The sequence below is a fragment of the Segatella salivae F0493 genome, from assembly GCF_000477535.1.
GTDB lineage: Bacteria > Bacteroidota > Bacteroidia > Bacteroidales > Bacteroidaceae > Prevotella > Prevotella salivae.
In genome coordinates this window covers 1-24,746 of record NZ_AWGW01000026.1, presented here as the reverse complement: position 1 = coordinate 24,746, position 24,746 = coordinate 1, and the positions used below count along the sequence as shown (strand labels likewise).

General features: G+C 44.6%; 18 protein-coding genes and 5 pseudogenes. 8 read left to right on the top strand and 15 right to left on the bottom strand.

All coding sequences use genetic code 11. From position 1 onward, the window contains the following. Positions 1-31: 31 nt before the first annotated feature. The 11 genes from traM to HMPREF9145_RS08920 all read right to left on the bottom strand — a co-directional run bounded on the left by traM (position 32) and on the right by HMPREF9145_RS08920 (position 9,374). Entirely contained in the window at positions 32-1,303 is a 1,272-nt protein-coding gene (traM, locus tag HMPREF9145_RS08970) for a conjugative transposon protein TraM (protein WP_021826087.1), read from the bottom strand. Continuing rightward, positions 1,296-1,598, bottom strand: a complete 303-nt coding sequence (locus HMPREF9145_RS08965; RefSeq protein ID WP_021826045.1) for a hypothetical protein — start codon at positions 1,596-1,598, stop codon at positions 1,296-1,298. The genes traM and HMPREF9145_RS08965 overlap by 8 nt, the downstream gene beginning before the upstream one ends. Before the next feature lie 4 nt (positions 1,599-1,602). Beyond that, positions 1,603-2,226, bottom strand: coding sequence for a conjugative transposon protein TraK (gene traK, locus HMPREF9145_RS08960; protein WP_021826118.1), 624 nt, complete (start codon positions 2,224-2,226; stop codon positions 1,603-1,605). Between the two features lie 28 nt (positions 2,227-2,254). Continuing rightward, positions 2,255-3,292, bottom strand: coding sequence for a conjugative transposon protein TraJ (traJ, locus tag HMPREF9145_RS08955; protein ID WP_021826066.1), 1,038 nt, complete (start codon positions 3,290-3,292; stop codon positions 2,255-2,257). Positions 3,293-3,339: 47 nt separating this feature from the next. Continuing rightward, positions 3,340-3,969 carry a DUF4141 domain-containing protein gene (locus HMPREF9145_RS08950; RefSeq protein ID WP_021826020.1) on the bottom strand — a complete coding sequence of 210 codons (630 nt, stop codon included), beginning with the start codon at positions 3,967-3,969 and terminating at the stop codon, positions 3,340-3,342. 27 nt (positions 3,970-3,996) lie between these two features. Further along, on the bottom strand, positions 3,997-6,510 hold the full coding sequence (locus HMPREF9145_RS08945; protein WP_021826025.1) for a TraG family conjugative transposon ATPase: 2,514 nt from the start codon (positions 6,508-6,510) through the stop codon (positions 3,997-3,999). Continuing rightward, a complete protein-coding gene (locus HMPREF9145_RS08940) occupies positions 6,507-6,842 on the bottom strand; it encodes a DUF4133 domain-containing protein (protein WP_021826109.1) in 336 nt (111 codons plus the stop codon). Before HMPREF9145_RS08940 ends, HMPREF9145_RS08945 begins: the two co-directional genes overlap by 4 nt. 4 nt (positions 6,843-6,846) lie before the next feature. Beyond that, on the bottom strand, positions 6,847-7,146 hold the full coding sequence (locus tag HMPREF9145_RS08935; RefSeq protein WP_006046154.1) for a DUF4134 domain-containing protein: 300 nt from the start codon (positions 7,144-7,146) through the stop codon (positions 6,847-6,849). Between the two features lie 154 nt (positions 7,147-7,300). Beyond that, positions 7,301-8,083 (bottom strand): hypothetical protein, encoded by a 783-nt coding sequence (locus tag HMPREF9145_RS08930; protein ID WP_021826107.1) that lies wholly within the window; start codon positions 8,081-8,083, stop codon positions 7,301-7,303. Continuing rightward, positions 8,080-8,610, bottom strand: a complete 531-nt coding sequence (locus HMPREF9145_RS08925; RefSeq protein ID WP_021826086.1) for a DUF3408 domain-containing protein — start codon at positions 8,608-8,610, stop codon at positions 8,080-8,082. Before HMPREF9145_RS08925 ends, HMPREF9145_RS08930 begins: the two co-directional genes overlap by 4 nt. Next, positions 8,607-9,374, bottom strand: coding sequence for a ParA family protein (locus HMPREF9145_RS08920; RefSeq protein WP_036907207.1), 768 nt, complete (start codon positions 9,372-9,374; stop codon positions 8,607-8,609). The genes HMPREF9145_RS08925 and HMPREF9145_RS08920 overlap by 4 nt, the downstream gene beginning before the upstream one ends. 584 nt (positions 9,375-9,958) lie before the next feature. Between HMPREF9145_RS08920 and HMPREF9145_RS08915 the strand changes: the two genes are divergently transcribed. The 3 genes and pseudogenes from HMPREF9145_RS08915 (at position 9,959) to mobC (ending at position 13,704) form a co-directional block, all read left to right on the top strand. Next, the gene (locus HMPREF9145_RS08915) at positions 9,959-10,339 is read left to right on the top strand and encodes a plasmid mobilization protein (RefSeq protein ID WP_021826029.1); all 381 of its coding nucleotides are present in this window, start codon (positions 9,959-9,961) and stop codon (positions 10,337-10,339) included. Continuing rightward, positions 10,336-11,617, top strand: a pseudogene (gene mobB, locus HMPREF9145_RS08910) (conjugal transfer protein MobB). The gene HMPREF9145_RS08915 and the pseudogene mobB overlap by 4 nt, the downstream one beginning before the upstream one ends. 83 nt (positions 11,618-11,700) lie before the next feature. Beyond that, positions 11,701-13,704 (top strand): conjugal transfer protein MobC, encoded by a 2,004-nt coding sequence (gene mobC / locus HMPREF9145_RS08905; protein WP_021826131.1) that lies wholly within the window; start codon positions 11,701-11,703, stop codon positions 13,702-13,704. Positions 13,705-13,958: 254 nt separating this feature from the next. Here the strand turns inward: mobC and HMPREF9145_RS08900 are convergent. The 4 genes and pseudogenes from HMPREF9145_RS08900 to HMPREF9145_RS08885 all read right to left on the bottom strand — a co-directional run. Further along, positions 13,959-14,202 (bottom strand): annotated as a pseudogene (locus HMPREF9145_RS08900) (RteC domain-containing protein); the annotation flags it as partial. 164 nt (positions 14,203-14,366) lie between these two features. Further along, positions 14,367-15,347, bottom strand: coding sequence for a helix-turn-helix domain-containing protein (locus tag HMPREF9145_RS08895; RefSeq protein WP_021826119.1), 981 nt, complete (start codon positions 15,345-15,347; stop codon positions 14,367-14,369). Between the two features lie 125 nt (positions 15,348-15,472). Beyond that, positions 15,473-16,654, bottom strand: a complete 1,182-nt coding sequence (locus HMPREF9145_RS08890) for a hypothetical protein (RefSeq protein ID WP_021826135.1) — start codon at positions 16,652-16,654, stop codon at positions 15,473-15,475. Between the two features lie 18 nt (positions 16,655-16,672). Then, positions 16,673-19,048, bottom strand: coding sequence for a TonB-dependent receptor (locus HMPREF9145_RS08885; protein ID WP_036907202.1), 2,376 nt, complete (start codon positions 19,046-19,048; stop codon positions 16,673-16,675). A gap of 199 nt (positions 19,049-19,247) precedes the next feature. Here HMPREF9145_RS08885 and HMPREF9145_RS08880 point away from each other — a divergent pair, with 199 nt between their 5' ends. The 5 genes and pseudogenes from HMPREF9145_RS08880 to HMPREF9145_RS08865 all read left to right on the top strand — a co-directional run. Then, positions 19,248-20,993, top strand: coding sequence for an ABC transporter ATP-binding protein (locus HMPREF9145_RS08880; protein WP_021826059.1), 1,746 nt, complete (start codon positions 19,248-19,250; stop codon positions 20,991-20,993). A 3-nt stretch (positions 20,994-20,996) separates the two neighbouring features. Next, complete coding sequence (locus HMPREF9145_RS08875; protein ID WP_021826043.1) at positions 20,997-22,694, top strand: ABC transporter ATP-binding protein; 1,698 nt, start codon at positions 20,997-20,999, stop codon at positions 22,692-22,694. A gap of 194 nt (positions 22,695-22,888) precedes the next feature. After that, positions 22,889-23,914: pseudogene (locus HMPREF9145_RS08870) on the top strand (DUF4099 domain-containing protein); the annotation flags it as partial. A 21-nt stretch (positions 23,915-23,935) separates the two neighbouring features. Continuing rightward, a pseudogene (locus tag HMPREF9145_RS14315) lies at positions 23,936-24,025 on the top strand (toprim domain-containing protein); the annotation flags it as partial. After that, positions 24,006-24,746 (top strand): annotated as a pseudogene (locus HMPREF9145_RS08865) (TraM recognition domain-containing protein); the annotation flags it as partial. The pseudogenes HMPREF9145_RS14315 and HMPREF9145_RS08865, both read left to right, overlap by 20 nt.

Here is a 24,746-nt window from a genome sequence, read left to right as displayed (position 1 = left end):
TGTTATTTTTTACTTATCATTTTCGATTGTTTTATTTGGACTGAACCAAGAAAAGGCGGTAGCCACTCTTGAGCGTTACCTTGATGGTGCGCAGCTTCTTCTGAAGCAGCTGACTTGCTCCCTGCATCACCCCACGGGCAGCCTCGGAGATAATCTGGTCCTTGGCAGAGGAAGCGAAGGTAAAGGATGTTCCCATTGAACCACCGATGTTCGCCCCTACTTCCTTAAGCGCATTGATGTCCTCCGAACCTGGTATATACACACCCTCCTGTCCGTCCATGTCGTATGCCGAGAGCTTGACGGCTATGATGTGGCCGTCCACTTCTATGCTTTTGATAAGCAGGTGCATACGGTTACCCTCAATCTTGGCAACGGCTATGAGTCGGCTCTGTTGTGGAATGTGCAGCCCTTGTACCTTAGCACTTTCAAGAAGACGGAGTACAACATTGTCACCCTCCTTAAGAACAGTAGTCCTGTCCACTACGACTTTCAGCGTATTGCGCATTGTAGGTGCAGCCGTACTTGCGAGCGAGTGAAAGCCCAAGTTGCGTGCTTTCGTGCCATACTCCTTGATGAAGTCAGCGTCGCTCATCGGCTGCCCCAGTGAGGACACTACTTGTTTGCGTTCCGCCAAGATTTCCATTGCAGGCAAATCGGCCGAACCTCCGCTTATATTACTGCCCATACTCTGACCTTTGTTCGTTGCCGTTTGCCCTTTACCCTCGGTAAAGTCATTACCCAAAGATGGTGGAACGGCAGAAGCCTTGGGAAGATACCTCGCTGCCATCTGATAGCTCTTTTCCATCAAGGCAAGCTGTCGTTTCTCTTCATTGTCCTCCCTGCTGTCTTTGGCAGAGAGTTCCTTTTTAAGGTTATCTATCTCCGAACGCAGGGCTTCACGCTCCTGCTCGTGCAGGTCGGGAGCGTAAAAGGAGTTCAATAGGCGATTGTTCTCTTCATAGCGATGCATGGAGCTTTCTATCTTTGCCGTAGAAGCAGCTGTCTCTGCACGCTGCGCTTCTGATGGAGCAGTGTTCTGGGTGAAATAGTCCGATAGTCTGCCCATCTCCTCACGGGTCTGTTCCTCCTCGTGTGCCTTGTCGCCTAATTCATAGGCTTTGAGCTTGTTCTCCGTCAGTTTTTCTGTTGTAGCCTGCGGGATGCTGTCATTGAGTCCCTGCTCCGCTGCAGTCTTATCCTTACCCGAAGGTGCGAAGATAAACCACATCGAGAGGGCAAACAGCAGTCCCAGTCCTCCGAAGACCAAGCCTTTCTTCATTTGTTCTTTCTGTTTATTATCCATTTTCTTTGATGGTTTGATGATGTTGTAGGTAAAAATTGCCGTGTAACTCTTGTAAAGTACTGTCCGTCCGTATCGGACTGTCCGTCAGCTTTCCCGTGGGGATGGGTAGTTTCTCCTTCTTTGGAGGAAGGAAAAACTGCGCTATCATCCAGAGTGAGCAGAGCAGATAGATGAAGCTCAGCCCATAGACGATTTCCTTTCTCTGCCTTATCGTGAGCCTTTCACAACGATGGCGGAGCCATAGGTGAAAGCGCAGATAGTGACGTGAGAATAAAAAGTTTCTTTTCCTTGCCATAGCCTTATCGTTTATAGGTCTGTATGTCCCTGTTCTCCTTGACGAGGAAGTTCTCCATCAGGAAGCCTTGCGGATTGTTGTCCGAACGGACAGAGTTCTGCAGCGTGCAGGTCGTAACAAGACTGCGCTCTGTAACGTTACTCTGACGGACGATAAACTCCCGTGCATAGGTCGTTACCGCATAAGGATAAGTATTAAAGTTACAGTGGATAGAGTCCACCTCTATGCGCTGATTGACATTGCCCGATATGGCACGGTTATAATAGCCCTTCTCTGCCAAGTCCTTGTAATAGTTGAAAGCCGACTTGTCACACAGCACGAAGGCACGTTCCATGTTCTTCTCAATGGCATCCTTGTCGGGTGCAATGGTGAAGAACAGCTCATGGAAACGACGTACATGCTCCTTTGCCTCTACGGGACGGTTTCGACTTGCATCTTGACTGAGGGCAAGCATGAGCGACTTTCCCTGGTCAAGCACATAGATTTTCTCCCGCTGCTCCTTGGCGAAGCTGTATGAGGCATAAACGGCATAACCGCTTACCGCCACACAGACGATGGCAAAGACAAAGGCATAGAGTCTTATCTGTCTGAATGAGGTCTCGATATTGTTAAGTGATTTGAATTCCATTTTTTTCTTTTCCTTTCTTTATTAGTGATTACTTTCCTTTGAGCAATACTCCCTTGATACGTCCACCGACATTGCCGATGACCGACCCGGCACCTGCTGCGGCATATCGTCCGCCCGTGTAGGCACTTTGTGCACCGCGCTGTGCAGCCTGATTGACATTGCGGCCGTAAGAGCCGATACCACCACCCGCTTCGATAATCCAGCCTGCAACGGTGGGAACGCAGAAGTAACCCACGATGCCGATAAGGAAGAAGACGATGTAGTACCACGTCCCCGCATCGGGCAGGTAGTTGGGGTCGCTGAGCGCCTCGATGTCCTTCTGTACCATCAGCACCTGTATCTTCGTAAGCAGTGCCGTAAGGATGGAGCTGACAGGCAGCCACAGGTAGACAGAGATATAGCGTGAGAACCATGCTGTAAGTGAGCCTGACAACCCGTCCCACACGGCAATGCCGAAGACTATCGGACCGAGAATGGCAAGGACGATGAGTATGAACGTGCGTAGTGTGTCGATGATAAGCCCTGCAGCATGGAATAGGAGTTCCAAAAGGTCGTGTACCATCTTCATAATCCATTGCTTGGTCTGATAGGCAGCACGCTCGGCATACATACCCGCTATTGTCACGGCATCTTCAGGTCCGATGATGCCCATTTCCTCTATCTTTTGGTCGAACTTCTCGTTGGATACCAAGTAGGCTGTTTCGGGATTGCGCAGGTAGGCTTCCTCCTGCAGACGGTTACGTTTGGCGGTAAGCTCCGCCAAGTTGGTCTCCTGTTGGTGCACCATGCTTTCCGTTCCCTGCACTACGGGCGAGAGAACGGCATTCATCGTACCCAGTACGACTGTCGGAAAGAACATTATACAAAAGCCTAAGACAAAAGGTCGGAGAAGTGGAAAAACATCTATCGCCTCGGCACGGGCTATGGAAGCCCATACCCGAAGGGCAATATAAAAGAGTGCACCCAAGCCTGCAATACCCTTGGCAATGCCCGTCATCTGGGCACAGAGCGGCATCATCTCTTCATAGGTTGAGTGGAGCAGCTCGTGTAAACTGGCAAAATCCATAAGCAAGTGTGTTTAGATGTATGAATGACCAATAACCAATAACTTAATTACCAATACCTGCTTGCCGTATTGCCGTAGAGTGCCTTGACAGAGGCAAGGTTGTTCTTCTCACGGGCACGGACGTAACTTACGGAGATGTTCTTCCTTGTGTAATACGACACGAGCGAACAGTTTTCCCTAAGCGTGGTATAAATACGGTCGATTGCCTGCATTCGTTCGTGATCGTTCATCGAGAAGACATTACTCTTAACGATGGACTTGAGTTCCTTGAGACTCTCACCGCTCTGCTCCAGAAGCTTGGCATAGCCCGAAGCCATCGCAGCGAGTTCCGAAGGGCGGAAGTTCTTGTCCGAGAGCATTTTCTTATATGAGGTAACATAAATCTCCGAAATATCGCCCACCATGAGGATACACTCCTTGACCTTATAGGCATCCCCAATGAGGTTATTCACCTTCTTTAGGGCATCATAATACTTCTTGGTGTCGTTGTAGAGTTTTTCCACTTCCTTGAATCCGTCCAAGGTGTTCTTCACCGTCTTGGTGGCGGTGGCAATCTCCTTGACCGAATTGACGATGTTGCCGGCAAAATTGCCAGGGTCGGTTACTACCCACTGTGCGTGGGCCTTGGGAACAGAAAGGCTCAATCCTAAGAGAGCCATGAAAATGTACTTTTTCATTGTTACTATAGTTTTGATGGTTTGTACTTATTTCTTTTTATTGTTTCTTTTCTCTATGGCAAGCTGACGAATAGCTGTTTCGATATCACCACCGAGCTGTGCTGCCCTGTTCATCACCTCCACCTTCTCGGTTTCCTCCGTGGTGTAGATGAGGTACTCCTCCATGCTCACTTCTGTAGCATAGACGGCACTCTGCATACCGCCCAAGCCTATCCACACCTCCTTGTAGAGTCGATTCGGGTCATTGTTTTGATTGATGGAGAGTATCTGGCTCTTTTCCTTTTCCGAAAGACCGAGCATCGCCTGTATGCCGTCGAACTTGGTCATGTACTTTCTCTGGTCAAGCAGTATCTTGCAGTCAGAGTTGTTGATGATGCTCTCCTTGACTATGGGCGACTGAATGATGTCGTCCACTTCCTGCGTTACGACAATGGCCTCCCCGAAATATTTTCTCACCGTCTTATAAAGATACTTGATGTAGTCTGCCATGTTTGCCGAAGCAATCGCCTTCCACGCTTCCTCAATGAGTATCATCTTACGGATACCCTTTAATCGGCGCATCTTGTTGATGAAGGCTTCCATGATGATGATGGTTACCACTGGAAAGAGGTCTTTATTGTCCTTTACTTGGTCAATCTCGAAGACGATAAAGCGTTTAGAGAGCAGGTCGATGTTCTTATCCGAGTTCAGTAGGAAATCATATCGACCACCACGATAATATTGCTTGAGTGTCGTTAAGAGGTTATTGATATTGAAGTCCGAGAGCGTTACCTTGATGTCACGCTTTTCCATATCCTTGCGGTACACATCCCGCAGATACTCATAGAAGGTATTGAAACAGGGCGTAACGCTATGGTCAGCACATATCAGCTCGATATAGGAGTTTACAGCTGAACCAAGTTCACCTGCCTCGGTCTTAGTGATATGCTCATCTGCACTCTTCCAAAGTGTAAGCAGCAGCGTACAGATACTCTCCCTTTTCTCTACATCGAAGAAATAATCATCCGTATAAAAAGGGTTGAAAGATATAGGACTTTCATTGGTATAGGTGAAGTAGACGCCGTCCTCGCCCTTGGTCTTGCGGTGGATAAGTTCGCACAAGCCTTGATATGAGTTACCCGTATCGACCAAGAGGACGTGCGCCCCCTGCTCGTAATACTGGCGTACCATGTGGTTGGTAAAGAAAGACTTGCCGCTACCCGAAGGACCCAAGATAAATTTGTTACGGTTGGTGATGACTCCCTTTTTCATCGGCAAATCCGATATGTCTAAGTGGACGGGCTTTCCTGAAAGGCGGTCTGCCATCTTGATACCGAAGGGAGAGAGCGAATCCTTGTAGTTCGTTTCTGCCGTAAAGAAGCAGAGGGCAGGCTCGATGAAAGTATAGAACGACTCTTCTGATGGAAAGTCTGCCGCATTGCCGGGTATGCCCGCCCAGTAGAGCGTTGCCGCATCAATGGTGTTATGGCGAGGGTGGCATTCCATAAGAGCAAGTGCAGAACCCACGTCATTCTTGATCTGGCGAAGTTCTTCCTTATCGCTACTCCATGCCAGTACGTTGAAGTGAGCACAGATGGAGGTCAGTCCCTGTGAATGGGCAATATTGAGATACTCCTGTATCCACTCCTCGTTGATTTGGTTACTACGGCTGTAGCGTGCCAGCGAGTGCATATTCCTTGCCTGTTTCTCAAAACGTTCCAAGTTGGCATCGCTATCCTCGATGAAGAGGTACTGGTTATAGATATGGTTGCAGGGCAACATCAGACCCACGGGAGAGGCAAAGGAAAGACGGCAGTCACTTCTGTCGGTGGATAACCGTTCATATCGGCTGTCCGTGCTGACCGTTGTCGGCAGGTCATCCGTATCGGAGAGTATGTGTAGACAAAGCATATTGTCGCCCACACGCACAAGGTCTGCGCCCAAGCGGATGTCCTCCAAAGAAGCGTGTCCTTCTTCAGATAGAGAGAAATACCTGTCGAGTAGTCCGCCTTTTTCCTTTGTACCTATCAATTCCTCTTCTGTCATGCGGACAATCCTTATCTGCTCGGTATCGTTGATGATACGCTCGAACTGGTCCACTGCTTCCATAAACTTCATCACTTCATCCTTGTTGGTAATCTCTTTTGGTAGCAGGTGTCCACGGCAGAGCGAAGAAAAATTGCTCTGCTGCGCCATACGCTGCTTGTTGGTCTTGGTCAGGAAGAGATAGACTGAGTGGTGGAGATACGGACGTTCGTTGAAATGCCGTTCAGAGGAACGGGCAAGGAAGCTTAGTCCGCCATCGGAGAGTTTTCCTTGATAGTCCTCCTTGATAAACCAGTCCTGCTTGTGTACGATGCTGTAATTGGGTAGCACCTTGATTGCCTTATACCAGGCAGAGTGCATTGCTTCGTATTCTGTAGAAGTGACGGTAAAGAGTTCGGGCAATTCCACACGGAATGCGACCGTGATGTCAGCATCCTTGCTCACCATGCAGCCCTGCTCGATGGAGAGCAGCGGGAACTTTGATTCAAGGGTCGTTATCTTGCTTTTGTTTCTCATTTCTTTGCTTTCTTTGGTTGAAGATTACGGATAAGGTGGCAGACCGTACGACGGTTTACAAGGTAGCGTGGGTGCATACGTATTGCTCCTTTTTTCATCAGCCCATATTGCCCATACTTTCTATTCATGGTGAACGTTTGCCATACCACTATGGTGGCACCCACTACACCTATGACAAGACAGGCTATCTGACTGATGCCACAGAGATAGAGAATGACCACAAGAATGAAGACGGCAAGCAAGCCTCCTGCAAAGAGGAAGAGATACTGTGCCTTCAAGCCCTTGAACTCTACCGTCCGGCCTACACCTTTGTTGATTTCAAATGCTGCCATCGCCTTACAGGAAAAAACTTCTCAGAATTGTGGCAGCCACGATGAGGAAGATACACGCACCGAACCAAGAGGCTGCGGTCTTACTCGTATCGGGGTCACCACTTGAGAACTTGTTGTACACTTTAATGCCTCCAATCAACCCCACTACCGCCCCTACGGCATAAATGAGTTTCGTGCCGGGATCGAAGTAGGAGGTTACCATTTTTGTAGCTTCATTGATACCGGCAATGCCGTTGCCTTGTGCGTATGCTCCTATGGCGGTAGCCGTCAGGAGTAGCATTGTGATTTTCTTTTTGTTGTTCATTGTTCTTTTTATTTTAAGTTGTTAAATGAATTGTTTTCTTTTGGGGAGAGATGGTAAGGGGTGGCTCGGTTTTATTGTATGACAGATATAGTTTGATTGTTTTACTTTTGAGCCACCCCTCGAACACTGTACAATATGAACAAAAACAATAGTTTTACAGATAGTATGAAAGTGGATGCTCGTCATCTTCCGAAACATCGCTGTTGCTGCTTTCTACGTTTGAGCTCGTTTCAAAGTCAGAAGAAGAGTTTATATTATTTTCCTCCAATTCCGCTTCTTCCGCCTTGCGAATGGCAGCAAGTAGCTTTTGATGGTCTTTCTCCTGCTTAAGCGTTGCCTCTTTGATATAGTCCATAAGCTGTGTGCCCTGTATGCTTTGCAGAGTATCCAGCACTTCGGCTTCGTTTTCCTCATCAAGTGCATCGTCATTCCTGTGCCAACCATTTATACGGGACAAGTCCCTTGTAAGAATGGCGGACGGTGAGACTTCGGGCATCACTGCATCAGCGATTTGCAGTTCCTCACGGATAATAGCGTCTTCGTCAGATTCGTCCATTGTGTAGTCAACCTGCATTTCATTGTCCTCTTCTGTACCTTCCGCTTCTTTTGTATCTTCGGACATAGATGAGTTTTTCTCTGCAAAAGTATCAGGTTTTTCATCAGGATTCTCAGAAGAGGAAGCAGCGGGAACTTCGGAGATAGATGGGGAAACGAAAGGTTTACTCCTGCCCACCAAAACGTGACGTGCATTGTCAATCTGCTCTTGGGAAACGGATGTATTGAGACTTGTGTTATGCCCGTTTCCTTTCTGTTTTGGTGTATTCTTCCCTGATTGGGCTGCCAAATTTTGAAATAACCTCCAAAAGTATGCGATGCCGAGAGCTATCCACGCTATACCCAGCAAAAGCAATGCGCCTAACAATAAATTAATTATCATAAGTCTATGGTTTTATCGCGCCTGCGTTGTGAGGCGGTATGGTTCAACAAATCCTGATATGTTTTCAAATGATCGAGAAGGATATTCTCAATATACCCCGTGATGGAAGCCTCCGATCTGATGTCGTTCAGCACATCACGCAGTATCTGGAGTATCTCAGTATGGATACTGAAGCCCGACTTATTGCGCCCATTGCGGACACCCGTCAGAAATCGCTGTTCGTATTCAGGAAAGTCCATTGCTGGGGAAGAATCCTTCGTTCTGGCATTTCTCTTTCTTTTCGAGGGCTGCGCTGTTTTGGCATTGGTGTCATTAAACGAAGTTTCTTCCGGTATTTCCTCCTGTTCGTCAATCTTAGAAAGAGAGGCACTTGCATCTTCTTCCACAGAGTCTAAATCATCATCCAAATCAATGGGGTCGTCAAAGTCTGGTGTGTTCTCCTCTGTGCGCTTCTTGACACCAATGTCTGCCATCTCCTCCAATTTCGCTTGAAGCAGCTTTTCACGTTGCTCTTTCAGTGATTTCATACGCCGTTCTCAGTTTTCAGGTTGAGTTTCTCCATGACCTCCATTACCCACTCATTCACTCCAGTCTGAGGGCGGAGAGCCCGTGCAGGGGGCAGGTAGGAACAGCGAAATACTCCTTTGACACCCCCTTGTGCTAATTCCCTGCTGAATCGGACGGAGTTGTAGATACGAGTATCGAAAATCGGCAATCCCTGTTCCTCAGCATTCTGACTGAACAGGTCGATGACCGTGGTACTGGCAGTGCGGTTGATTTTGTTCCAAAGCAGGAAGAAGTCCTGAATGCGTGAGCCTTCAAACCCGACACCCAAGTCTCTGATAGTCTTGGCGTATGCAAAACTCGATGCCAGCGACTGTGGGTCGGCTTCTATAGGTGAGATGATGTAGTCCATCGTAATGGACAAATCCATCATGGCACTGGTAAGGGCATGACCAGGAAAGTCAAAGATAATCAGTTGCGGTGCCGTCTTCATTTTACGAAGGTATTTCATGACATCGGAAACGGCTCTTTCTGGTTTGCTTCTGATGATATGATACGATTTCTTGCCGTAGCGCGACAGGTGCTCGTGAAGTTCCTTGCCCAGTTCGGGTGAGGACTCGATGAGGTCTCTGTCGCGTTCGCGGAGTTTGTAGAACGATTCCTGCGTACCGTCACAGTCCACGACGGCAAGAGAGATGTTCTTTTCGTAATATAGTATGGAAGCCAGCACTTCAGCAAGGCTGCTTTTGCCAACTCCGCCTTTCTGTGAGGCGAAGCCCAGATAGATGGGATTGTTTTTTTCTTTTCCATATTCATAGTCGGTTGTTACTTATGTTATAAGTTAATGTATATCTTGACAGACAAGTCATGTCATCTTTATTGTTGAAACCATATTTTTGACTCGACCTAAAAGTCTGGTTTTGACCCAGCTTAATTTTGACTCAGCCCAAAGACATAAAATCATCCATCGTTCAAACCATTATTGATTGAATCTTTTTGAGATTGAAACCATCTTTTTTGACTCTTCACCCATACGGATTTTAAGCTGTCTTTCAACTGAATTTGCTTGCAAAATAACAAGGTTTTATCCTAAGTTTCAACTACCTGGGAAGTACAGGGAAATGTAAGGAAAAAGAGTGAACATCATTGATAATGAGATATTTGAAAACTCGCCGTAACTTTGCAAGCGAGAATAATACATGGAGGTAATATCCCGAAGCAGACACCCCCAAAGGGTGGATACTTCAATCGTATCAACTCTTGATATTGGCAAGGTGTGTCTTTGTCCGACAAACTCCGTTTCTGCCGACAAAGACCCTTGCCCCGAAGGGGGGGATTACTCCAAAGTCGTAATTACAAAAAGGAAAGACTATGAATGATAAGATTGAACGATGGGACAGATGGGACACTCGTCTTCCCAAGCCCAAAGACCAGCAAAGGGCAATTGATTTGTTTCAGCGTTCGGGTGCGCAGACCAAGTCGGATTTCGTGCGTGGTCGTATTCTTGGAGAGAGTTTCAAGGTGATTACGGTGGATAAATCCGCTGTGGAATATTACCGAAAACTCTCCGAACTAACGGCACAAATCCATAAGATTGGCGTGCTGTATAACCAAACCGTGCGTGCCATCAACAGCTATCATAACATAAAGACTGCACAGATTATGCTTGAAAAGTTAGAGCATTTATCGGATCAAATTATCAGCCTGCAGGAGCAGGCTATCAGTCTTACCATAGACTACCGTAAGAAATGATTGCCAAAATATCTGCCACGGAAAACCTTGGAGGGGCATTGGGTTACAACTTCAAGAAAGTAGAGAAAGAGGAAGCAAGCATTCTTCTTGTCCAAGGCTTGTATCAAAACAAAGAGGGAACTTATACGATGGCTGAAGTATTTGCTGATATGCAAGCAGTTATTCCAGAGAAATGCCGAACAAAAAAGATGGTGTTTCATTGCTCCCTCAATCCTCACCCAGATGAGAAACTCTCCGATGAAACACTCACACAGATAGCCAAGGAGTATATGGAGACACTCGGTTATGGCAAGCAGCCTTATATCGTGTTCAAGCACAACGATATCGCCCGTGAGCATATACACATCGTGTCGCTTCGGATAGATGGTGAGGGAAAGAAAATCAACGACAAGTTTGAAAAGCGAAGGAGCAAGCAGATTACTGATACCTTGGAAAGGAAATACGATCTTATCCCAAGTTCAAAGGTTGCTGACAAAGCGGTGGAAGAAACGCCCAAGATTGACATCACCAGAGGAAACATCAAGGAACAGGTGGCAAGTGTTGTCCGCACGGTTCTGAAGCATTATCGCTTCTGTTCCTTGGGTGAATTGAATGCCATTCTTTCCGCATACAATCTTGCAGTGGAAGAAGTGAAGACGGAGTTTCGGGGAAAGAAGTATGACGGACTGGTTTATGGTTCCGACTGATGACAAGGGGGGCAAGGCAAGCACACCCATCCATGCCTCGGACATTGGTCGTGGTATGGGCTATACTGCTGTACAGAACAGGATACAGAAATCAAAGCAAGCTATTAAGCCACTGATACCGGCAATAAGACACAGGATATTGGAAGTGATGTGTTCTTCTCCTCAAACAGAGAAGGCCCTACAACAAAGATTGGAAGAACAAGGCTTGCGTGCAGTAATCCGAAAGAACGAAAGCGGGCGCATCTATGGCATCACATTCATTGACGACAAGGAGGGCGTTGCGCTCAATGGCTCACGCTTGGGCAAGAGATATGCTGCCAATATATTCAATGGTTTTTTCTCCAATCCAACGGACAACCCATTCTTGGACGAAACGCTGTACGGCAGTCCGTCTGTACATTTGGATCAATCTGCAACCGTTCACCCTTCGCAGCTAAATACGGAGGAAAGCGACAACCTTGTCGATGAACTTATCGAGGATATGACAGATGGTTCTTTCCTGTCTACGGGCAACGATGATTGGAAGGAGGCGGCGTGGCAGCGTAAACTCCGCAGGCAAAACAAAGTCAATCTCAGACAGAGGAAAAGATAGGTAAAGTATTTCAAACTTTGTTTGAACAACATTCAAATGCAATTCAAATAACGATAATACAACAAATATTAAGCAATACGATTATGGCACAAGAAGATGATTTAAGGGCATTAGGTAAGGTCATGGACTTTATGCGAGGTATATCGGTGATATTCCTCCTTATCAACTGTTATTGGTTCTGCTATGAAGCGTTCAATACATGGGGATTTACGCTTGGCATAGTAGATAAGATTCTGATGAACTTCCAGCGTACAACGGGATTATTCTCGTCTATCCTCTGGACAAAACTCTTTTGTGTGGTGTTCCTTGCTTTGTCCTGCCTTGGGACAAAGGGCGTAAAAGAGGAGAAAATCACATGGCCAAAGATTTGGACGGTGCTTTTCTCCGGCTTCGTCTTTTTCTTTCTCAACTGGTGGCTGCTGGCTTTGCCCATCGGTAAGATCGGTGCAGCTTTGCTCTATATCTTCACGCTGTCCGTAGGCTATATCTGCCTACTGATGGGTGGCGTATGGATGAGCCGACTGCTCAAAAATAACTTGATGGACGATGTATTCAACACAGAAAACGAGAGTTTCATGCAGGAAACACGATTGATGGAGAATGAGTATTCCGTCAATCTCCCCACACGTTTTTACTATAAGAAGAAATGGAATAAGGGCTGGATTAACGTAGTCAATCCCTTCCGCGCCTCGATGGTACTCGGTACACCGGGTTCGGGAAAGTCCTACGCCATTGTGAACAACTACATCAAGCAGCAGATTGAGAAAGGCTTTGCGATGTATATCTACGATTATAAGTTCCCCGATTTGTCGGAGATAGCCTACAATCACCTGCTTCATCATTTGGATGCCTACAAGGTAAAACCGCAGTTCTTCGTGATAAATTTCGATGATCCGAGAAAGTCGCATCGGTGCAATCCTATCAATCCTGCCTTTATGACAGATATATCGGATGCCTACGAGAGTGCCTATACCATCATGCTCAACCTTAACCGCTCGTGGATACAGAAGCAGGGAGATTTCTTCGTGGAGTCGCCAATTATCTTGCTGGCAGCCATCATTTGGTTTCTAAAAATCTATGAGAACGGTAAGTATTGCACCTTTCCTCATGCCATTGAGTTCCTGAACCGTCCCTACGCACAGATATTCCCGATACTCACTTCCTACGATGAACTTGCCAACTACCTTTCGCCCTTTATGGATGCTTGGGAGGGCGGCGCTCAGGACCAGTTACAGGGACAGATTGCCAGTGCCAAGATACCGCTGTCTCGTATGATAAGCCCTTCCCTTTATTGGGTGATGACGGGTGATGATTTCTCGCTCGACATCAACAATCCCAATGAGCCGAAAGTTCTTGTTGTAGGTAACAACCCCGACCGTCAGAATATCTATTCGGCTGCACTTGGACTTTACAACAGTCGTATTGTGAAGCTCATTAACAAGAAGAAGCAACTCAAATCCTCAGTGATTATCGATGAGTTGCCAACCATCTACTTTCGTGGGCTTGACAACCTCATTGCTACTGCACGAAGCAATAAAGTTGCCGTATGTTTGGGCTTTCAGGACTTCTCACAACTTACCCGTGATTATGGAGACAAGGAGAGTAAGGTAATACAGAACACGGTAGGTAATGTATTTAGTGGTCAGGTCGTAGGCGAAACTGCTAAGACGCTTTCCGAGCGTTTCGGAAAGGTACTCCAGCAGCGGCAGTCCATGACCATCAATCGTAACGACAAATCAACATCAATCTCCACGCAAATGGACAGTCTTATCCCGGCAAGCAAGATTTCCAACCTCACGCAAGGTATGTTTGTGGGTGCTGTGTCCGACAACTTCGACGAGCGTATCGACCAGAAGATTTTTCATGCGGAGATTGTGGTGGATAGTGCCAAGGTATCTGCAGAAACAAAGACCTACGAACCAATTCCCACGATTGCAGACTTTACAAACGAAGATGGCTCCGATAATCTCAAAGAGACCATCGAAGCTAACTATCGCAAAGTCAAGGAAGAAATTCTCTCGTTAGTTGATTCAGAGATTATGCGTATTAAGAATGATCCGAAGCTTGCTCATTTAATCAAAATGTAATCCTTTCATCTATACAATATTAATTATGGATTTGATTATTCCCAATAAGAATCAAAGGTATGATCTCTGTAAATCTCACAACGATTTCGTTCAAAATTGAGTATATTAATATTATAGCCTATTTTCTCATAATGCATTAAATACGGAAACAAGTGCTTCCAACCTCAGAGGATATAGCCAAAAAGTTGGAAGTGCTTATCAAAGAATGAATGAAGGGAGATATTACAGAGTCGGAATATCTCCCTTTTGATTTACTACTTCTTGAACTTGCCGCCTTTCAGGTCGCTCCCCACCATCCGCTTATTGATTTTTTCACGGAGTTCGTCAAGAAAATAAGTGCGACTGTCATCTTTGCGATGCTTTATATTCATATATACGTTGTAGCAGTTCTTTATCTCCACTCCGAAGATTTCAGAGAGTGTGTGCCAATTCCTCCATACCAATTTCTCCATTACTGATACAATTGCAGGTATCGAGAGCATACAAGAGTTCGACTAAATAATAAACAGAAATACCAGAAGACAATGATAAAATTGTTACTCCGGCAAAAAAATGAAACTTAAATGTCGTTATTTTCATTGCCTGATGTTTTTGCAGGCTAAGTTCGAAAGATTGTTTAGGGCAAAATAACCCTCAAAATGCAAGTAATATTTGTGTAAAACTTATAATGAATCAAGATATTGCTTAGGTTTCATCCTGTGATATTTGCAGAAAGCCTCTGTGAAATGACTGAGGTTAGTATATCCAACTTTATAGCCTACTTCTGACACCGAGTAGAGGCGAGTGGAAAGCAGTCGTTTTGCCCATTCCATCTTTTCGGATAGGGCATATTCTGCGATGGCTTTTCCAATAACCTGCTTGAAGCACTTTTGTAATTTGGAACTGCTCATATTGGCTTCACGCGCCAACTCGGGAATACTCGGTACATTACTGAGACTTTGAAGAATCTGGCGACGAACACGGAATACTGATTCAACATCATTCAAGTTTAGGTTGGCAAGAGATTTTACTTCCGAACGTTTTTCGAGCTTTTCAAGGAACATTGTCAGTAATTCCATAGTTTTTCCATGCAAATGAAGCGTTGAAAAAGGATTGTCGATTTCAGTTATAGACTTAATGTTATCCAAGACCTGTTGCATTGCAGGTGTAATGGTCTCAAACAAATAAAAAGCCTTGTCCGATTGGAGAAGCCGACCGATATAGGTTTCATGTGCTGCATCAATCTTTTCAATCCAATCCTTATTGAAAGTCAGTGTAATATTTTCGTATCGTTTCTTTGGAGGAAAACTCCACTCAGTCGGGATGCTACTTGAAGGCATGAAAATGCCATCGAGTGTGTCCACTCCGACCGTTTTTGTACTTGTTCCAATTATCTGCTCGTGTTTATGCTCATTGATATAGAACATGACAGGAATCCATTTCGAGTTTTCTACCGAGCGACGTATCATAGTTATCGGCTCGTATGCTACGAAACTGATATAAGTCAATGTTAGCCATGGCAGAGGATAATATTGTTTGAAGAATCCACTACCAATAGAAGAAGGAATGGTAAATCCATCGTTTATTACTGATGTGCCAAATTGTTCGGCAACCATCTCCATCCAATCTTCAGGCTTATTAATTGCACAAAATTCTATGGTCATTTTATCATGTCTTTTTGCAAAGTTACAAACAAACACGGATAAAAACTTGAATTATTGCAAGTTTTTATCCGTATTACTCTCAAAAAAGAACCAATAGCTCCATGAGAAATGTTTTTAATGAGAGTTTACTCAAATGCGACTAAACTTGAAGGAACTCCTATGGCAGTAACAATTGGCTTTTGCGAGCATTCGCCTGTCTTGGTATTGTATGTGTAATACCCCGTACCATTGTTACATATCATTCCAAAGACGATGAAGTCCTTGTAGCGAGTTATAGCAAAAGAGCCATTGCTGTCGGTCATTGGCAAATCAAGTTTTTCGATGGTTTTGTTCCAAATGTCGATTTTCACAGGTTGGAAGTCTTTCTTGAGTATTCCAAATTCTGTATCCGTTACTTTCACGCAACTATACACAATACCATTACCTGCATAGAAAGACTTAATCATATACTGCCCTGTTTTGCCTATTCCTTTTATGGTTGTCTTCGATAGGTTGAACAGATAATCGCTATCCCATTTGTCGCTTCCTTTGCGGATACGCAGGAAACCTTCCTTATCGGCAACATTGAAGTTGTTACCCGCACTGTAAAAGTAGATGTCACCCCGCTCGTCTATGAATGCGTCAGAATGGCGGAACAATCCTACAACACTTGTGCGGTTATCTTTGATAACTTCAGTCTTTTTCGTCTTGAGGTCAATGATAGCAACCTCTGCTCCAGTACCTGGTACGGAGGTATGAGGCGAATTGAGCTGATTGAGGGCAACATACATCTTTCCATCACGGATGACATTACAGCCGGGATCAGGATTGTTGTCTTGAACCGCATAAGACGAGAGGTCAATTTCATCTTCCTTTTGCAATGTTGAAGTATTGATTAACGCAATTTTTCCACGTCCGTGCAAAGCAACGTATGCCCGCTGTTCATCAACGAAGTTAATTTCTCCGGGTTGAGCCATCTGTTCAAATGTCATAGTACCTGCTTTTATCAGTTCTCCATGGGCACCTCTTGTAAACTTATGTATCTTATCCCCGAATTTCCCTTCGGGTACAAGCACTGTATTACCCTTAGCAAAGAGGTAGCAACCGAACCCGAATTCAAATGCTTTCTTATTGTCGGTTGCTTGAGGAGTCAAATCACTGAATGTCCCTACATAAGCACTTTTGTCCACATAATGCACAAAGGTGAAATGTTGCTGAACCTCTTGAGGAGTAGGCGTAGGTTCATCATTTTTGTTACAAGATGTCAGCCCTATGAAGCCGACCAGCATAGCAGAAAAAGCTATACGATTGAAAATAGTTGTATTCATCTTTTTATATTTGTTAAATTAGAAAATTCCTTTTGAGAAGACATATCTGAATTTGAGGTGAAGTGTCCGTCCTGCCAATGGTTGGCGGAATTGGTCCCAAACTTCTTTGTTCATTATATTATGGCATTCCAAGGCTACGGAATATTTGCTTTTGTAGGTCAACAATAGACCCATGTCATTGACGAAACTGCGGGGAATACGTCGTTTCTGTAATTCGGTAAGTTCCCAGAAGTAGAAGAACTCCTCAGTAAATTTGCCGTCCCAGAAAGCCTTGACATACCAATTCTTGAATAATCGGTTGCTGTGATACTCCGCCCCGAAGTTGGCGAACAAATAGGGAATGTTCGGTAGTCGCAATCCTTTTGTCGGATTGGGGGCTTGGGTACCGGGTAAATAGTTCAAGACATCACGCACATCCTGATAAGTTAGATTTCCGTAGGCATAGACCGTTGGCGATATGTCCAATTTTATTTCGGTTTCTATACCTTTAATATGTACCTTTTCTGCGTTTACATATCCGGCTGCCATGTGTTGTTTCATCAGTTTTATCATATCGCTTACCTGCATATAAAAGCTGTTCACTTCAAACTGCAATCGCGATAAGCCGAGGACATCATTTTTGTCTATTAAGAACCCCAGATTGAAGTTGTGGCTTTTCTCTGGTCTCAATCCGGCTGCAGGAAAGGTGATGATACCATCACCGAATAGTTCTTGTGAATTAGGAAGGCGTATTGCCCGCTGGTAAGATGCTTTCAAGTGAACACCTCTGAAGGGCTCGTATTTTATTGCCTCTATCCAGCCTATTTGTGAGGTCGTATTGTTCTTTTTCTTCGGAGCCTCAATCATCTCGTATGAAGTCAAATCTTCTATCTCGGAATGGAGGTGGAAATACTTTGCGGAGAGCATATTCGTCAGTTTCTTATCAAAGAGTTTTGACTCCCAAGTCAACCCCGAAATGAAACTGGTCTTTTTACTGGGAAATCCTCCGATAACAAAACCTGCATGCTGACTTGCAATGTTGTCGCTCGGTTGTCTTCTGGCGTAGTTAATAAGTGTGTTCAGATTCAAACTGTGATTGGCGGACAACTTGTAATCAAAATTGATACGTTCATTGATTTCCAATCCTTTGTCATTCGAGTTGTGAGGAACATCCCCTGTTTCTCCCTGTCCATTCGGACTCGGATATATGTTTCCTTCGAAATCGTGATTAACTCGTGCCGTATCCACAAAATTGTTTGTTGTATGTGAAAGGGAGAAATGGGACTCAAAGTTAAGGCGGTCGTTCAGTATTCCGCTTTTTATCAATTTGTTTTCCAACATAAACATTCCTGATTTGTTTTCGGCATGTTGTATGTTTTTTAAGATACCTTGGATTTCATTGAAACGATTGTAATACCCGAACTCGGTACTAATCTCATCGAGCCAAAGTTTCGTGAAAGCAATTTTTCCCTTCAACATATACGAACGAAAACGGTCATGGTCACGTCTTACTAACAGATTTTCTCTCTCGGGAACTCTGAAAGAGTAGTCATTCTTTGCAGATGTATAATAACCTCCCGCACCGAGTAGAATGCCACTCTTTGGAAAATTCTTGCGAGAGAAGACACTTCCTTTATGTGTTTGGTAAGATCCGAATTCATACGAGGCATCTAAATAATCCGTACTAAACTCTTTAGTAACGATATTGACGGCTCCCCCCAATCCATCACATCCGAAACGAGCGGGTATGATACTCTTATAGACTTCTATTCTTTCTATAATGTCTATCGGAATTTCATCAAGAGAAAAAGCCCCGTCAGAAGTACTCATTGGTATTCCGTCCCATAAGATTTGAATGCGGTTTCCTTCCAATCCATGAACAATAATTCTCGAACTGCTTCCCAAACCGCCAGTCTGCCCAACTTTCAAACCTATGGTTTTATTCAAAACGGTTTCTAACGAAATAGATCTACCTTGAAGTTCTTTTGCATTTATTACAGAAACTGCTTCAGGCGACTCTCTGAGTATTTGTGCTCTTGTTTTTCCTACTACGACTACATCTGCCAGCTCTGTTGATTCCGGGAGTAGTCTTATGATATAACGCATCCCATTTGCGGTAATCGTATCGGTAATGGTCTGATAACCGACATAACTTACCATAAGCATAAGTTTTTGATTACTTGATGCACTTAGTTTTGCAATACCTTTCCTGTTTGTAGTCGTACCATTCGTGTACGTTGGAGCATTCAAACCTTTCCATTGTACGGCGGCAAATTCTATACTGTTCCCATTTTCTGCATCAATAACTTTTATTTCTGTTGGTTGCAGTTGTGCAAACATAGGAAAAGACCACAACGATAGAAAGCCGACAATGAGCATTCTTTTGTATAAATGGACTATTGAGCTGATTGACATATCATATTTGTTTGTGAGATTCTGTGCAAAGGTACTTACCTTTCGAGCAAATAAATAACCCTATTATACACGCTTATACCCCTGTTGTGTTTATATGCGAGCAAATTGTTGTTTTGGGGCAGTGTAATGCTTATCGGGGTTATTTTATCCCTGTTTGTTGCCGTACTTTTGCAACAGAAAAAATCAAAACGACACATATATGGATAAACAAAAAGTCAGACCCCTTGATGAGGAACGGGAGAGCCGTAGCCTGCTCTCCAATGTTGTGGTTATATTGCACCTTATTTTAGGCACACTCCCTATACTGCTTGTAGTGTGGGCGGTTGACAAGTTGATGAATAGTACACTCTCTCCCATAATAGTTTGGGGTATTGGAGGAATAATGATACTGTTGGCAATGCTTAGAGGCGTATTCTATGGAACCTCGATTTGGCGTGCACACCAGTCGGCTTACAATGCCCTTACACGATTGAGGTTGCGTATCATAAGTCATCTGCAACGCTTGCCGCTCGGTTTCTTTCAAGAACGGAAAGTTGGCGACTTGGTGAATATTATTAACCACGATGTGGAACAAATTGAAATTTATTTAGCACATGGATTACCCGAAATCCTTTCGGCTACGCTTTTTCCAGCCTTACTCTGGGTAATCATTATGGTGTTAGACTGGCGTTTGGGGCTGTCGCTCATTTCTCTTTTGCCTGTGGCATTTCTTCTGCAAATGGCTGTCAAAACACTTTGGGGAAAGAGCTTTCAACACTTTATGGAAAGTACGCAAAAAATGTCGGAAGACCTTTTGGAATATGTGGCTACCATATCGGTAATCAAAGCCTTCAGTAACGAGGAAAACAGAACGGAACGGGTACTTGGTGGTATGCGCGACTACATCCGTTGGGTAAAGCGGAGCATGTTTAGCGTTACCGTTCCCATGACATTGATAACGATGTTCTTGGAAGGTGGTATCGTGGTAATGACTCTTATTGGACTATGGATGATGAGTTCGGGCGAATTAACTGTAGCTCGTTTTATCCTTGCCTTGATATTGGGCGGTTTATTCTCGTCCTCCTTTGCTAAGTTGGCTACATTCCAACATTTCCGAATCGTCTATGGTCAGTCGTTGGCAAAAGTGCAGTCCATCACAGAGGTACAGACAAAGGACACGGCGGACAAGAAAACGGATACGACACAAACGGATGTTTGTTTCGAGCACGTTACATTTTCCTATCCAAACAAGGAAGACAATGCGCTAAAAGATGTATGTCTTCAATTTCCGAAAGGTAGTCATACAGCTATCGTAGGCGAGTCAGGGTCGGGAAAAACCACGCTGGCAAGTTTGATGATGGGGTTCTGGCACCCCCAAACAGGTACTATCCGATTGGGAGGAGAGAATATTACGGAACTCTCCGAACGTAATATCGCTGATTATTTTTCGATGGTACAGCAGGAGGTTTTTCTCTTTAACACAACCATTCGGGATAATATCCGTATAGGAGGACCTACCGCCACACAAAAGGAAGTGGAAACGGCAGCACAGCGTGCTCATATTCATGATTTTATCATGGGATTGCCGAATGGTTATGATACGCTGGTAGGCGAAGCTGGCGTAAAATTCTCCGGCGGAGAAAAACAGCGTATTTCCATTGCCCGAATGTTGCTCAAAGACTCTCCAATAGTTATTCTCGATGAAGCCACCGCTGCTTTGGACGGAGAGAATGAGAAACTAATCCAAGAAGCTCTTGACGAATTGCAGCGCAACAAGACCGTCATTACCATTGCCCATCGTCTCAATACGATTCAGGATATGGAGCGTATTGTTGTGATGGACAAAGGGCAGGTTGTCTCAAAAGGAACACACCAAGAACTGATGAAAGACTGTTCTCTGTACCGCAATATGACGGAGACGCAAGAACAAGTAAGTAAATGGCAACTGAAAGAAGAGGAGGTATAAACAATGGTACGCAATATATTGAATGAATTGACCGCTCGCGGAGTGCGGCATCTGATTATCTCTGCACTGTTTTTCGTGGTTTATGCTCTTTGTGGCACGGCAATCATGCTAACCGTCTTGTTCCTTATCGACCGTCATATACAAGGAGAAAGCATCTCTTTCATTTCGGCAGCATGGTTACTTGGCGGTCTGCTGGTATTGAAAACCCTATCCAATGCCATTGCCGATATGAGCAAGCATTTTGCCGGATTTGATCTTGTGGAACGTATCCGCGAGAAAATCATATTGAAACTGAAAATGTTCTCACTCGGTTTCTATACCAATGAGCGTCTGGGAGAGATAAGTACAGTCATTCACAAAGACGTGGATAACATGGAAATGGTGGTAGGACATCTATGGACACGGATGTCTGCTGATTTCATTGTAGCTCTGATACTTGGCATCGGACTGTTCTGTGTGGACTGGCGCATGGGATTGACAATGGTAGCCATTCTTCCTATTGCCCTGTTTTCTCTGTATCGGGGCATTCGCTCGGGAATGAAAGCACAGGAAGAGTCTCAGGACAATCTGGCGGATATGGTCAGCCTCTTTGTAGAATACGTCAAGGGCATTCCGGTTTTGAAAGTGTTTGGAGGAAAAGGAATGTTCCGTGACAGACTTGACCACTCTGTCAGTGAATTTGGAGAAAGCAGTAAGAATACTTCTCGTTTGGCAGCTGTGAGTGTGGGCAGATACACTTTCCTGATAGAATTGGCTTTCGCTCTGATGGCTACAATCGGTCTTTGGTGGACACAGCAGGGGGAACTTTCTCTTTTCGCTTATTTAATGTTTATCATCGTCTCAAAAGAATTCTACAAACCTTTTGTCAATATGGAGAGTCATTGGCTGAATTACATCAAGGTAAAAGATAGTTACGGACGCATTTCCCATTTATTGAATGCTCCTGTTATCACCATTCCTGAACAGCCGAAAACAGCAACCCATTTCAATCTTTCCTTTGACAAAGTGGATTTCCATTATGAGAAGGAAGGTTTTGAGATGAAAAATCTCACGTTCCATGTTCCCGAAGGAACGGTAACGGCACTTGTCGGATCGTCAGGTTCTGGTAAAACAACCATTACCAGCCTGTTACTCCGTTTCTGGGAACCGCAGACCGGCAGTATCCGTATCGGTGGTATAGACATTCGAGAAATGGACTATGATTATCTGCTCGGTAAAATCAGTGTAGTGATGCAAAATGTTATTCTCTTTTCAGATACCATTGCCAATAATATCAAAGTGGGCAATCAACATGCTACGCAGGAAGAAATCGAAGAAGCAGCACGTAGAGCGATGATACACGACTTTATCATCAGCCTGCCGGAAGGTTATGAAACAAAAATCGGAGAAAACGGTTTGGGACTCTCCGGAGGGCAGAAACAAAGGCTTTCAATCGCCCGTGCTTTCTTGAAAGACGCTCCCATCATTCTTTTGGACGAGATAACGAGCAATGTTGACCCTGTCAATGAATATAAGATACAACAGGCAATGTCTTCCCTTATCCGAAATCGCACAGTCTTGGTCATTGCCCATCATTTGCAAACCATCCGTAATGCTAATCAAATTATTGTGATGGACAAGGGACACCTTGTAGAGAACGGGACGCATGCAGAACTTGCAGCAAAAAACGGAATGTACTGCAAATTGCTGTCTATGCAATAACCTAATCAATGAAAAATATGGAGGTATGGTATTTGAACCATACCTCTTTTTTACCATTTCCATCCATATCAACGCTACAAGTACGCAGTTATCTACAATTGCTAACACATACTATTTCTTTGATTTTCCTTTGTCCGTGCACCGCTGTTAATGTCATTAAAAACATTGTAATATGGACGAAAAAATCAAAGACCAAGAAGAATGCTACTGCCATCGATGAGTCAAAGGTTGATTGGAAGCAACTCGATAATCTCGGACTTACCCGTGAGCGATTGGAACAAAGCGGAGAATTGGACAAAAAGCTCAATTGGCAGAAGAGTAATCTCTTAACGATTGCCGTACCTATTAGAGACACTACTATCTACACCGAAGCTCGCCTTGCTTTCCGCACAGATGATAGCGGCAATATCGGTTTGGCAATTCATCCTTTGAGAAAAGAACCACAGCTTGACTTTCCCTATATGGGCTACAAGTTCTCTCCCGAAGAAAAGGAGGCACTTCTCACTACGGGCAATCTCGGTAAAACTATCGAAGTAACACCCAAGAACGCTGAGCCTTTTTCTGCTTACGTCTCTATCGATCCGCAGACCAACGAAATTATAGCCCTGCGTGCTGACCATGTGAATATCCCCAAGGAAATCAAGGGTATTACCCTTTCCGATGCACAGTATAAAGACCTTGTGGAAGGTAAGGCTATGAAGGTGGAGGGCATGACCGCCAAGAGTGGAAAAACTTTCAATGCCACGTTGCAGGTTAATGCCGAGCGAAAAGGCATTAAGTTCATCTTTGACAATAACCATGGTTTTAAGGAACGGCAGCAGCAGACACAGCAGCAAGGTGCCCCACATAAGCTTTGCGGCTTAGAGTTATCAGATAAACAGCGTGAAGCCTTGGATAGCGGTCGTACACTATATCTAAAGAATATGGTGGATAAACAAGGGCAACCTTTCAACGCGTACGTTCGTATGGACAAGGAACAGAATAGACCACGTTTTTACAAGTGAAATCCTGACAAGAAGCAGGAAACTGGAAAAGAAAAAGTGGTTGCCGTAGCCGAAGAACACAAAACATAGGTAGCTGTCAATAACCACGGTAAGACCAATGAAGCCACCAAGAATGTGAAATAGCCACTCAAAACGGGACAAACACAACCTACTGCCGAGCAGAAGCAAAAGCAGGACGAGAACAAGCAGAAGAAGTCTCGTGGACGTAAGATGTAACCTTTAATTCTATTATCGACTATGACAACTTGTATTATTGCCGAGAAACCCTCGGTAGCCAGAGATTTTGCCTGCATCGTAGGAGCAACAAGCAAGCAAGACGGATATATTAGATGCCTATGAGAGTGCTTACACCATCATGCTTAACCTCAACCGTTCGTGGATTCAAAAGCAGGATGATTTCTTTGTGGAATCACCTATTATTCTATTGGCAGCCATCATCTGGTTCCTGAAGATTTATGAGAACGGAAAGTATTGCACCTTTCCCCATGCCATCGAATTTCTCAACCGTCCCTACGCACAGATATTCCCGATACTCACTTCCTACGATGAACTTGCCAACTACCTTTCTCCTTTTATGGACGCATGAGAGGGTGGCGCACAGGACCAGTTACAGGGACAGATTGCCAGTGCCAAGATACCGCTTTCGCGTATGATAAGCCCTGCCCTTTATTGGGTGATGACGGGGTGATGATTTCTCGCTCGACATCAACAATCCCAATGAGCCAAAAGTGCTTGTCGTAGGGAATAATCCCGACCGTCAGAATATCTATTCGGCTGCACTTGGACTTTACAATAGTCGTATTGTGAAGCTCATTAACAAGAAGAAGCAACTCAAATCGTCTGTGATAATCGACGAGTTGCCTACCATATATTTCCGTGGACTTGATAATCTTATCACTACTGCCCGAAGTAATAAGGTCGCAGTGTGCTTAGGATTTCAAGATTTTAGCCAATTGACAAGGGATTATGGAGACAAGGATAGCAAGGTAATACAGAACACAGTGGGTAATGTATTCAGCGGTCAAGTCGTGGGCGAAACAGCCAAAAC

What these genes read in the sequence shown, in the direction of transcription:
- traM (WP_021826087.1), bottom strand. Translation starts at nt 1,303, where the DNA reads ATGGATAATAAACAGAAAGAACAAATGAAGAAAGGCTTGGTCTTCGGA.
- mobC (WP_021826131.1), top strand. Translation starts at nt 11,701, where the DNA reads ATGGCACAAGAAGATGATTTAAGGGCATTAGGTAAGGTCATGGACTTT.
- traJ (WP_021826066.1), bottom strand. Translation starts at nt 3,292, where the DNA reads ATGGATTTTGCCAGTTTACACGAGCTGCTCCACTCAACCTATGAAGAG.
- HMPREF9145_RS08875 (WP_021826043.1), top strand. Translation starts at nt 20,997, where the DNA reads ATGGTACGCAATATATTGAATGAATTGACCGCTCGCGGAGTGCGGCAT.
- HMPREF9145_RS08940 (WP_021826109.1), bottom strand. Translation starts at nt 6,842, where the DNA reads ATGGCAGCATTTGAAATCAACAAAGGTGTAGGCCGGACGGTAGAGTTC.
- HMPREF9145_RS08925 (WP_021826086.1), bottom strand. Translation starts at nt 8,610, where the DNA reads ATGAAATCACTGAAAGAGCAACGTGAAAAGCTGCTTCAAGCGAAATTG.
- HMPREF9145_RS08915 (WP_021826029.1), top strand. Translation starts at nt 9,959, where the DNA reads ATGAATGATAAGATTGAACGATGGGACAGATGGGACACTCGTCTTCCC.
- HMPREF9145_RS08935 (WP_006046154.1), bottom strand. Translation starts at nt 7,146, where the DNA reads ATGAACAACAAAAAGAAAATCACAATGCTACTCCTGACGGCTACCGCC.
- HMPREF9145_RS08965 (WP_021826045.1), bottom strand. Translation starts at nt 1,598, where the DNA reads ATGGCAAGGAAAAGAAACTTTTTATTCTCACGTCACTATCTGCGCTTT.
- HMPREF9145_RS08880 (WP_021826059.1), top strand. Translation starts at nt 19,248, where the DNA reads ATGGATAAACAAAAAGTCAGACCCCTTGATGAGGAACGGGAGAGCCGT.
- HMPREF9145_RS08945 (WP_021826025.1), bottom strand. Translation starts at nt 6,510, where the DNA reads ATGAGAAACAAAAGCAAGATAACGACCCTTGAATCAAAGTTCCCGCTG.
- HMPREF9145_RS08950 (WP_021826020.1), bottom strand. Translation starts at nt 3,969, where the DNA reads ATGAAAAAGTACATTTTCATGGCTCTCTTAGGATTGAGCCTTTCTGTT.
- HMPREF9145_RS08930 (WP_021826107.1), bottom strand. Translation starts at nt 8,083, where the DNA reads ATGATAATTAATTTATTGTTAGGCGCATTGCTTTTGCTGGGTATAGCG.
- HMPREF9145_RS08895 (WP_021826119.1), bottom strand. Translation starts at nt 15,347, where the DNA reads ATGACCATAGAATTTTGTGCAATTAATAAGCCTGAAGATTGGATGGAG.
- HMPREF9145_RS08890 (WP_021826135.1), bottom strand. Translation starts at nt 16,654, where the DNA reads ATGAATACAACTATTTTCAATCGTATAGCTTTTTCTGCTATGCTGGTC.
- HMPREF9145_RS08885 (WP_036907202.1), bottom strand. Translation starts at nt 19,048, where the DNA reads ATGTCAATCAGCTCAATAGTCCATTTATACAAAAGAATGCTCATTGTC.
- traK (WP_021826118.1), bottom strand. Translation starts at nt 2,226, where the DNA reads ATGGAATTCAAATCACTTAACAATATCGAGACCTCATTCAGACAGATA.